This is a genomic window from Bradyrhizobium sp., assembly GCF_019244115.1.
GTDB lineage: Bacteria > Pseudomonadota > Alphaproteobacteria > Rhizobiales > Xanthobacteraceae > Bradyrhizobium.
In genome coordinates this window covers 1-10,941 of the sequence record NZ_JAFATE010000723.1, presented here as the reverse complement: position 1 = coordinate 10,941, position 10,941 = coordinate 1, and the positions used below count along the sequence as shown (strand labels likewise).

Sequence of the window (10,941 nt, the reverse complement as noted above, 5' to 3'; positions counted from 1 at the left end):
TGACAGCGTGACCGTCGACATGCAGCACGGTGTGCAGGACTACCTCTCGATGGTGCAGTGCTTCCAGGCGATGCACGGGCACCCGGTGACGCCGATGGTGCGCGTGCCCTGGAATGAGCCCGGCATGATCGGCAAGGTGCTGGATGGGGGCGCCTACGGCGTGATCTGCCCGATGGTCAACACGCCGCAGGAAGCGAGAAGCCTGGTTGGCTATTCGAAGTATCCGCCGAAGGGCACGCGCTCCAACGGGCCGATCCGTGCCGGCATGTATGGTTCGGCCGGGACCTATCAGAAGACCGCCAACGACGAGATTGTGCTGCTGCCGATGATGGAGACCAGGACCGCGGTCGAGAACATGGAAGCGATCCTCGACGTCGAGGGCATCGACGGCGTCTATATCGGCCCCTCCGATCTCGGCTTCTCCTACGGACTTGTGCCAAAGCTCGACCGCGAGGAGCCGGAGATCCTGCAGATCTACGAAAAGATCATCAAGGAGTGCGACAAGCGCAAGCTCAACCCGGGCATCCATTGCAGCGGCGCCGAGGGCGCGGTGCGCGCCATCAACATGGGCTTCAAGCTCGTGACATTGTCGAACGAGGTCGGCTTGATGTCGACCTATGCGAGGCTGCAGGTCAATCAGACCCGCAAGGATGCTGGCGGCAAAGCCTGAGCCGGCGAGTAGCGAATAGGCAGTAGCGAGTAGAACTGGCATGACTAGGTTACTATTCGCTATTCGCCACTCGCTATTGGCTCGTCCTGTCGTCCGCTCTTTCGATTTTCGGAGGTTCCCATGACCCCAGCCCCCGTTATCCGCTTGCACCCTGATGATGGCGTGCTGATCGCGCGCGCGAGCCTGCCGCCGGGCCTCGTCGTCGCCGATGGCGTTACCACCGTGGATCGCATACCCGCGGGTCATAAGGTCGCGATCAAGCCGATCGCGCCGGGCGAGCCGATCCGCCGCTACGGCCAAATCATCGGCTTTGCCACCGCGCCGATTGCGCCGGGGCAGCATGTGCATACGCAGAATTGCGGCATGGGCGATTTCGCCAAGGACTACGCCTACGGCGTCGACGTCAAACCAGTGCCGAATTTCGACCTGCCGGCGACCTTCGAGGGCATCCGCCGTCCGGACGGGCGTGTGGCGACGCGCAACTACATCGGCATCCTCACCTCGGTGAATTGCAGCGCCCATGTCGCGGGTCTCGTTGCCGACGTCTTCAAGAAGAATCCGTTCACCGGCGACAATCCGCTGGCCGATTTTCCCAATGTCGACGGCGTGGTCGCGCTCACCCACAAGACCGGCTGCGGCATGACGCTGGATGAGCCGCTGAAGCTGCTGAGGCGCACGCTCGGCGGCTATGCGCGGCACGTGAATTTTTCGGCCGTCGTCGTGCTCGGCCTTGGTTGCGAGGTGAACCAGATCGGCGGGCTGATGGAGGAGCAGAAGCTCGCCGGGCGGCTGCGCTCGATGGACATCCAGGAGAAGGGCGGCACGCGCAAGACGGTAGAGGCGGGGGTCGCCTTTGTCAGGGAAGCGCTGACCGACGCCAACAAGGTGAAGCGTGAGCCTGTCTCGGCAAGCGAACTGACCGTGGCGCTGCAATGCGGCGGCTCTGACGGCTATTCCGGCGTGTCGGCGAATCCGGCACTGGGTGCTGCGAGCGATCTTCTGGTGCGGCACGGCGGTACCGTGATCCTTTCCGAAACTCCGGAGACCTATGGCGCGGAGCACCTGCTCACCCGCCGCGCCGTCAGCCGCGAGGTCGGTGAAAAACTGGTCGGCCTGATGCGCTGGTGGGAGGACTATACCGCGCGCGAGGGCGCCGAGATGAACGCCAATCCGAGCCCCGGCAACAAGGCTGGCGGGCTCACCACCATCCTCGAAAAATCGCTCGGCGCGATGGCGAAGGCCGGCAGCACCAATCTTGTGGACGTGCTGCACTATGCCGAGCCCGTCACCAAGAAGGGTTTTGTATTCATGGATACCCCCGGCTACGACCCGGTCGCAGCGACCGGGCAGGTGGCCGGCGGCGCCAATCTGGTCTGCTTCACCACGGGCCGCGGTAGCGTGTTCGGCTGCAAGCCGGCACCGTCGATCAAGCTGGCGACCAACACGCCGATGTACAAGCGCATGGAAGATGACATGGACGTCAATTGCGGCACCATCCTCGATGGCGAGGAGACGGTGCAGGAATGCGGCCAACGCATCTTCGACCTGATCCTGAAGACGGCCTCGGGCAAGCCGACCAAGAGCGAGAGCTTTGATTTCGGCGGCGCCGAATTCGCTCCCTGGGTGCTCGGCGCGACGATGTAGTTTTGCCGCTGCGCCGTCGTCCGCGAGGTTGGCGGCGCGGCGTCCAGGGGCATTCCGTGCCTGTTGTTCGTGCTTGATCGCTGGCGGCCGCAATGTTCTGCTCAAGAGCGTTGGTGGAGCATTTTCCCATTGTCGATCTTCGTCGCGCTGCATCACGTCACGCATTACAAATATGATCGGGCGATCGCGCTCGGTCCGCAGACGATCCGACTGCGGCCGGCGCCGCACACCCGCACCTCGATCCTGAGCTATTCGCTGAAGGTCAGCCCGGCGAACCATTTCGTGAACTGGCAGCAGGACCCGCAGGGCAATTGGCTGGCGCGGTTCGTATTTCCCGACCAGACCAGCGAATTGAAGATCGAGGTCGATTTCACGGCGCAGATGACCGTGGTCAATCCGTTCGACTTCTTCGTCGAGCCCTATGTCGACAGTTTTCCCTTCCAATATCCCGACGGTCTGAGGAGTGAACTTGCGCCTTACCTCGAGACTGCCGAGCCCGGGCCCTTGCTTGCAGCCTTTCTCGCCACGATTGCGCGCGAGGCGTCGAACACCGTCAGCTTCCTGGTCGACCTCAACGCGAGCCTCGCGAAAAAGATTCGCTACGTCATCCGCATGGAGCCGGGCGTTCAGAGCCCGGAGCAGACCTTGGCCTCCAGCGCCGGCTCTTGCCGCGACACCGCGTGGCTGTTGATCCAGATCCTGCGGCAACTTGGTCTCGCCGCGCGCTTTGTCTCCGGCTATCTCATCCAGCTGCGGCCGGACATCGATCCCGTCGAGGGACCACGCGAGGTCGACAACGATTTTACCGATCTGCATGCCTGGGCCGAGGTGTATCTCCCCGGCGCCGGCTGGATCGGTTTTGATGCGACGTCCGGCATGCTCGCGGGCGAGGGGCATATTCCCGTAGCAGCCACGCCAAACCACCGGTCGGCCGCGCCGATTTCCGGCAGCGCCGGTTTCGCCAATGTCGACTTCAGCTTCGAGATGAGCGTGAAGCGGATCCGCGAAGCGCCTCGGATCACAAAACCATTTTCCGAGCAGGCATGGGCCGAGCTCGACCGGCTCGGCGAGCAGGTCGATGCCGATCTCCTTGCTCACGATGTCCGCCTGACCACCGGCGGCGAGCCGACCTTCGTGTCGATCGACGACATGGAAGCGGCGGAATGGAATATCGCCGCGGTCGGCCCGACCAAGCGTGCACTTGCCGACCAGCTGATCCGGCGGCTGCGGACGCGTTTTGCACCGGGTGGTCTCCTGCATTACGGGCAGGGCAAGTGGTATCCCGGTGAAAGCCTGCCGCGCTGGGCGTTCGGGCTCCATTGGCGCAAGGACGGGGTGCCGATCTGGAAGAACGCCGATCTGATCGCGCCAGTCGAAAAGCCACGGAAGGCCGACATCGCCGACGCGGAGCGTTTTGCGCAGGCCACCGCCGAGAAGCTCGGCCTTGCCTCGGAGTTCGTGCTGCCGGCCTTCGAGGATCCGACTCATTGGCTGCAGAAGGAGGCCGCGCTGCCGGCCAATGTCGATCCCGGCGACTCCAAGCTGGCCGATCCCGAAGAACGCGCCCGCATGGCCCGCGTGTTCGATGCCGGGCTCAATACGCCCCGCGGCTTCGTGCTGCCGATCCAGCGCTGGAACGCCGATGCCGGCCGCTGGAAGAGCGAGCGCTGGACTCTGCGGCGCGGGCATCTGTTCCTGCTTCCCGGCGACTCGCCGCTCGGTCTGCGCCTGCCAATCTCGTCGCTGCCGCACATTCCAGCCGATGATTACCCTTACGTCGTCGAGCAGGACCCGCTCGAGCCGCGCGGCGATCTGCCGGTGTTCGAGCCCGCCGCGTTCACAGGTGCCCCGCAGCAGGCGGTGCAGGAGCAGCAGGTGCGAGGCGGCGGCGTCCGAACCGCGATGTCGATCGAGATCCGCGATGGCGTGCTCTGCGCCTTCATGCCGCCGGTCGAAAAGGTCGACGATTATTTGGAGTTGGTCGCGGCGGTGGAAGCGACCGCTGAAGAGAGAAAAATGCCGGTTCACATCGAGGGCTACCCGCCGCCTTACGATCCGCGCATCGATGTGATCAAGGTGACGCCCGATCCCGGTGTCATCGAGGTCAACGTGCAGCCGGCAGCGAGTTGGCGCCAGGCCGTCGATATCACGCTCGGACTTTACGAGGATGCCGCGCAAGTGCGGCTTGGTGCGAACAAGTTCCTGCTCGATGGCCGGCACACCGGCACCGGCGGCGGCAATCACGTCGTGGTCGGCGGCGCGGCACCAAAAGATTCGCCCTTCCTGCGCCGTCCCGATCTGCTGAAGAGCCTGGTGCTGTTCTGGCAGCGTCATCCCTCGCTGTCCTATTTCTTCTCCGGCCTGTTCATCGGACCGACCAGCCAGGCGCCGCGGATCGACGAGGCGCGGCATGACAGCCTCTATGAGCTGGAGATCGCGCTCGGCCACGTGCCGCCGCCAGGCGGCAGCGTCCCGCTCTGGCTGGTCGACCGCCTGTTCCGACACATCCTGACCGACATCACCGGTAACACCCATCGCGCCGAGATCTGCATCGACAAGCTCTATTCGCCCGACAGCGCCACCGGCCGGCTCGGCCTGGTCGAATTCCGTGCGCTGGAGATGCCGCCCGATCCGCGTATGTCGCTGGCGCAGCAGCTTTTGATCCGCGCCCTGATCGCAAAATTTTGGCGCGAGCCGCAGGAGGGCACGTGCGTGCGCTGGGGCACCGCGCTGCACGACCGCTTCATGCTGCCGCATTTCCTCTGGGACGACTTTTTGGGCGTACTCGATGAGCTCAGGCTCGCCGGCTACGCCTTCTCGCCAGATTGGTTCCTGGCGCAGCTCGAGTTCCGCTTCCCCGCCTTCGGCCGCGTGCATCATGGCGGCGTCACGCTGGAGCTGCGGCAGGCGCTGGAGCCCTGGCACGTGCTGGGCGAGGAAGGCTCTGCGGGCGGCACGGTCCGCTATGTCGACAGCTCCGTCGAACGGCTGCAGGTCAAGGCCGATGGTTTTGTCGAGGGCCGGCACATCGTGACCTGCAATGGCAGGCGGCTGCCGATGACGGCCACGGGACGTGTCGGCGAGGCAGTGGCCGGCGTCCGCTTCAAGGCCTGGCAGCCGGCCTCGGGCCTGCACCCGACCATCCCGGTCCATGCACCCCTGACCTTCGACCTGATCGACATCTGGAACGGCCGGTCGCTCGGCGGTTGCGTCTATCACGTCGCCCATCCCGGCGGTCGCAATTATGCAACCAAACCGGTCAATTCCTACGAGGCCGAGGCCCGGCGCCTGGCCCGGTTTCAGGATCACGGCCACACTCCCGGCAAAATCGACCCGCCGCGCGAGGAGCGCACCATGGAATTTCCTTTCACACTCGACTTGAGATCCCAGCTCCTGCATTGAGAATGGTCGGGCAGGCGGCGGAGAGTCGGAATGGCGGAAACCACCGGCGGAGATTTGGGCGAAGGGCCGGACGATGGTGCGGCGGGCAAGGCCCGCCTGGGCAACCGGCGGCTCGCGCAATGGTCGCGCGATTATGTGCGGCTGCCCGGCATCCCCGACGAGTTCATCGCCGCGGATGGCGCACCGCGCCCGGTCTGGACCCGCTTCCTTGAAGCCTTCGCCGCCTTGTCGCCCGTCGACATCGAGCGGCGCTTTGGCGCGGCCGACCGCCACATGCGCGAGGCCGGCGTCAGCTATCGCGCACCCGGCGAGAGCGCCGATCAGCAATGGCCGCTCAGCCATCTGCCGCTGCTGATCGACGAGGCGGAGTGGCAGCAACTCTCCGCCGGCATCGCGCAGCGTGCACAGCTCCTGGAGCTCGTCCTCAGGGATCTCTACGGCGAGGGCCGTCTGGTTGCCGATGGCGCAATTCCCGCCGCGGCGATCGCCGGCTCGAGCGAATATCTGCGGCCGGTGTGCGGCCTGAAGCCGCCGGGCGGACGCTATCTCAATCTCTATGCCGCCGATGTCGGCCGCGGCCCCGACGGCCGCTGGTGGGCGCTCGGCGACCGCACGCAGGCGCCTTCCGGGACGGGTTATGCTCTGGAAAACCGCCTGGTGCTGTCGCGCGTCTTCGCCTCGCTCTACAAGTCGATGAATGTCGAGCGCCTCGCGCCGTTCTTCGAGGCCTTTCGCGAGGCGCTCCGCGCCAGCGCCGATCGCGACGAGCCGCGCATTGGCGTCTTGACACCAGGCGCCTTCAGCGAGACCTACTTTGAGCACGCCACGCTCGCGCGTTATCTCGGCTTTCTGCTGGTCGAGGGGGACGATCTCGCGGTCAGCGACGACCGCGTCTATATTCGCACCGTCGCCGGGCTGAAGCGGGTCGACGTGCTGCTGCGCCGGGTGGATTCCAACTCGCTCGATCCGCTCGAACTCGACGCCGCCTCGCGCCTCGGCGTGCCCGGTCTCATTGACGTCCTTCGCAAAAATGGCGTCGTGGTCGCCAACATGCCGGGCTCGGGTGTGCTGGAAGCGCGTGCGCTGCTTGGTTTCCTGCCGAGCCTGTCGCGCCGCCTGCTCGGTGAGGATCTTAAGATGCCGCACATCGCGACCTGGTGGTGCGGGCAGAAGGCGGCGCGCGAGGAGGTGCTGTCGCGGCTCGATGAGTTTGCCATCGAGGGCGCATACGGTCGCGGCGTGCCCGGCTTCGATGGCCGCGGTCCGGTTCTCCCCGGCGAATTGTCGGCCGCCGAGCGCGATCGGCTGAAAGCCGCCATCACCGATCGCGGCATCGATTTCGTCGGCCAAGAGCTGGTGCGGCTGTCGACCACGCCAGTCTGGGACAATGGCGGCATCACCCCGCGGCCGTTCGTGCTGCGGGTCTTTGCGGCCGCCACCGAGACCGGCTGGACCATCATGCCCGGCGGCTTCTGCCGGATCGCCGAGCGGCCGGACGCCCGCGCCGTGTCGATGGGCGACGGCGCGCGCGCCGCCGACGTCTGGGTGGTATCGGACAAGGCGGTGACCGCGCGCACGCTGCTGCCGGGCACCGTGCGGATCAAGCGCATCGCCGGCGTACTGCCGAGCCGCGCCGCCGACAATCTGTTCTGGCTCGGCCGCTATCTCGAACGCGCGGAAGCGACGTTGCGGCTGATCCGCGCGCTCGGCGCCCAGCAGCGCGATCCCGGCAGGGGCGCGCCGAACCTCGTGCAAACAGCCGAACGCATCCAGCGGCTGCTGGTCGCCTGGGGGGCGGTCTCGCAGACCTCGCGGACGCAGCCCTCCAGGGTCGCCGCCGAAGCGCTGCAGGCCGAGGCGAAGTTCGGCTCCGCGCTGTCGCTGCTGCGCACCGCGCAGCGTACCGCGAGCTCGCTGCGCGAACGGCTGTCGCCTGATGCCTGGCAGGTGATCACTGAGATGACCGCGCGGCTCGCGGGCGAGGTCGAGGATGACGATGGCGTCGTCAGCGCGGCCGAGCTGACCCTGCAGGAGCTTGCGAGCTTCGCCGGCCTTGCGCAGGAGAACATGAACCGCGCCGCCGGCTGGCGCTTCCTCGAGATGGGCCGCCGCATCGAGCGCGCCATCAACACGATGCGCCTCGCGCGCCAGTTCGCCTATGATGAGGCCACCGGCGAGGATCTCGACATCCTGCTCACTTTGGTGGACTGCCAGATCACCTATCGTTCGCGCTATCTGGTCGGGCCGGTGCTGGCGCCGATCCGCGATCTCGTGGTGCTGGACACCTATAATCCACGATCGGTCGCCTTCCAGGTCGAGGCGCTCAACGCCCACATCGCGAGCCTGCCCGCGCTGGTCGAAAGCGGCCTGATCGAGCGGCCGCAGCGCCTTGCCGTCGCGGCGCAGTCGTCGCTGACGACGTCGGAGGCGGGCCGCCTCGATACCAAGACGCTGTTCTCGCTCGAACAGGACCTGCTCAATCTGGCTGATGCGATCGGCGCGCATTATTTTCCGCACGGGCCCAATGCCAGCCGACCGGAAAAGCTGACGGGGCTGGCGTGATCTACGACGTCCGTCACGTCACGACCTATACCTACGAGAGTGCGGTCAGTTTCGCCCGCTGCGCGCTGCGGCTCGAGCCGCACGATGGCGATGGCCAACAACTGCTTTCGCACGCCATCGAGATCCGGCCGCGGCCGGCGACGCGGACCGCGCGGCGGGATTTTTTCGGCACCAGGACCGAGAGCATCATCATCGAGGTGCCGCATCGCCATCTGCGCATCGACTCACGCTCCCGCGTGATGATGTCGCGCCGCGCACCCGGCCGCAGCGCGCCGAGTCCGGTCTGGGAAGACGTTCGCGATAGGGTGCTCGATGCCACGAGCCTCGGGCCGGCTTCCCCGATCGGCTATGTGTTTGCGAGCGCGCTGGTGCCGCTGCTGGCTCCGGTGACGGCCTATGCGGCAGCGAGTTTTTCGCCCGGCACCGGAGTGCTCGCCGGCGCGGTCGACCTGATGCATCGCATCCGTACCGAGTTTCGCTACGACCCGAAGGCGACCGTGATCTCCACGCCGCTGAACGAGGTGTTCGAGAAGCGTCACGGCGTCTGCCAGGATTTTGCCCATGTGATGATCGCGGGGCTGCGCGGCCTCGGGCTGCCGGCCGCCTACGTCTCCGGCTATCTCCGCACCGTCCCGCCGCCGGGCGCGAGGCGGCTCGAGGGGGCAGACGCCTCGCATGCCTGGGTCTCGCTGTGGTGCGGCAGCGAGCTCGGCTGGATCGGCTTCGATCCGACCAATGATCTGCTGGTCGAGAACGATCACATCATCCTCGCGGTGGGCCGCGACTTTTCCGACGTTTCGCCGGTCGACGGCATTATCGTCGGCTCGCCACGGCAGAAGCTCGGCGTCGCGGTCGACGTCGTGCTGGTGGAGTGAGCCGGACAGAGCGCGCGCTGCTCTTATTCGAATGTCAAACAGCCCATTCCGCTGTCGTCGCCCGGCTTGACCGGGCGACCCAATACGCCGCGGCCCATCCGCTCAAGCACGGCGGTCTCTGGAATACTGGATGCCCGCTTGAAGCGGGGCATGACAGTTGAGAATGATGCGGATCGCGCGAGACAAGTTTCCGCAGTCTCGCGGCGCGAAGCGCCCGAGTCTTGCATCATTCGCACACCCTCCGAAAATGACGAGGGCGCAGGGAAGGCCGGGTGCTGGTTGCACCCATGGCCCGCGTGCATCAAAAAAAGCACGCGGCGGTTACCACAGGTTCAACCGGAGCAATCCGGCCTTCCCTGCGCAATGGTGTTACGGCTTATACCGCGCTCTCCCCGGGAACCGGGCTTTCTTGCTCCCGTCGCGAGCAGATCGTTCTGCTCACTTGACACCAGCGTCGGGGTGCCAGGACCACACGGCTTTGCCGTACGCGCTCGTGTCAGTCGTCCGCGCAACAACCGCGCGCCGACGCAAACGCGTCCATCGCATCCCGCCTCACGTTCGTGACGATCGCGATACGCCCCTCGTGCCGAGGCGGGACGGGCGCACCATACTTCTGATTTACAGAATATGCAAGGAGAAATATTTTTGCCGGAGGACTGGACAGCGCCGGCAAATCACCTGCAGTCCGGGCGCGGAAGGCTTGCCCTCGTGCGAAGAACTGCCGACAATCGTAGATGCAGACCTCGCCAAATGGGGGGACCATGACCGGTCCGTTGCGTATCCTGGATCGCCTGATCGGCGCCATCGTGGCGGCCGCCAAGTGGCTGGCGCTGCCGCTGGTCCTGCTATTGTTCCTGCAATGGCCGCTGCGCGATATGGTGCGGGCCTATTCCCGTGAAGCCAACGATCTCGGGCAGGTGGTCTTTGCGCTGTTCGTCGCGGTCAGCGTCACGGCCGCGACGCGGGCGCGGACCCATCTGGCCGCCGATCTGCTGGCCCGGCACTATTCCGCACGGACGCGGCACCATTTCGCGCGCATCGGCGCGGCGATCGGGCTGCTGCCGTGGGCGGCTTTCATCCTGATCGTCTCAAGGAGCACGGTGCTCTCCAGCCTCGAACACCTCGAATCGTTTCAGGACAGCGGCAATGGCGGCTACTTTTTTATCAAGCTCGCGCTCTGGCTCATGGCGGCCGTGGTGATCGCGCAGGCCGTGGTCGATCTGTTCCGCCCCTCGCAGGCGGGCGACGCATGATCGAATGGGTCGGGCTTGCGCTGCTGCTGCTGGTCGGCCTCGGCATCGTCAGCACCGGGCTGCCGGCTGCGGTCGTGCTCGTGACGGTCGCAAGCCTCGGCGCGATCATCGGCCTCATCGCCGGCACCATCGAACTCGCAACGCTCGGCGCGCTGCCGAGCCGACTCATCAATCTGTTCGAGAACGATCTGTTGCAGGCGCTGCCGCTTTACGTGACCATGGGCCTGCTGCTGGACCGGCTGCCGGTGGCGGATGCGCTCTATCGCGCCAGCAACGCGCTGCTGCCGCGAAAGCCGTCCGCGCCACTGGTCTCCGGCATGATGCTCGGCGCGCTGCTCGGGCCGATGAACGGCTCGGTCGGGGCCAGCGTGCTCGGCCTTTCCCGCGTGGTCTCGCCGCGGCTTGCCGCGGAAGGCATTCCGGCCGCCAATCGTCACGCGACCGTCGCGGTCGCCAGCACGCTCGGCGTGCTGGTGCCGCCATCACTGGTGCTGATCCTGCTCAGCGACGCCATGCTGTCGGCCCATACGATGGC

7 protein-coding genes are annotated in these 10,941 nt (G+C 66.0%); all 7 read left to right on the top strand.

The window, feature by feature from the left end:
• Positions 1-670, top strand: a 670-nt coding sequence (locus JOZ76_RS31210) for an HpcH/HpaI aldolase family protein (protein WP_291705244.1), incomplete at its 5' end; no start/stop codon positions are given.
• 120 nt (positions 671-790) lie between these two features.
• Complete coding sequence (locus JOZ76_RS31205; protein WP_291705243.1) at positions 791-2,314, top strand: UxaA family hydrolase; 1,524 nt, start codon at positions 791-793, stop codon at positions 2,312-2,314.
• Between the two features lie 129 nt (positions 2,315-2,443).
• On the top strand, positions 2,444-5,716 hold the full coding sequence (locus JOZ76_RS31200) for a transglutaminase family protein (RefSeq protein WP_291705242.1): 3,273 nt from the start codon (positions 2,444-2,446) through the stop codon (positions 5,714-5,716).
• A gap of 30 nt (positions 5,717-5,746) precedes the next feature.
• On the top strand, positions 5,747-8,278 hold the full coding sequence (locus JOZ76_RS31195; RefSeq protein ID WP_291705241.1) for a circularly permuted type 2 ATP-grasp protein: 2,532 nt from the start codon (positions 5,747-5,749) through the stop codon (positions 8,276-8,278).
• Positions 8,275-9,153, top strand: a complete 879-nt coding sequence (locus tag JOZ76_RS31190; RefSeq protein WP_291705240.1) for a transglutaminase family protein — start codon at positions 8,275-8,277, stop codon at positions 9,151-9,153. Before JOZ76_RS31195 ends, JOZ76_RS31190 begins: the two co-directional genes overlap by 4 nt.
• A 761-nt stretch (positions 9,154-9,914) precedes the next feature.
• On the top strand, positions 9,915-10,406 hold the full coding sequence (locus tag JOZ76_RS31185) for a TRAP transporter small permease subunit (RefSeq protein ID WP_291705239.1): 492 nt from the start codon (positions 9,915-9,917) through the stop codon (positions 10,404-10,406).
• A partial coding sequence (locus JOZ76_RS31180) for a TRAP transporter large permease subunit (protein ID WP_291705238.1) occupies positions 10,403-10,941 on the top strand: 539 nt, incomplete at its 3' end. The genes JOZ76_RS31185 and JOZ76_RS31180, both read left to right, overlap by 4 nt.

Excerpts from the sequence above, each read along its gene's own strand:
- JOZ76_RS31205 (WP_291705243.1), top strand. The coding sequence starts at position 791 with ATGACCCCAGCCCCCGTTATCCGCTTGCACCCTGATGATGGCGTGCTG.
- JOZ76_RS31195 (WP_291705241.1), top strand. The coding sequence starts at position 5,747 with ATGGCGGAAACCACCGGCGGAGATTTGGGCGAAGGGCCGGACGATGGT.
- JOZ76_RS31185 (WP_291705239.1), top strand. The coding sequence starts at position 9,915 with ATGACCGGTCCGTTGCGTATCCTGGATCGCCTGATCGGCGCCATCGTG.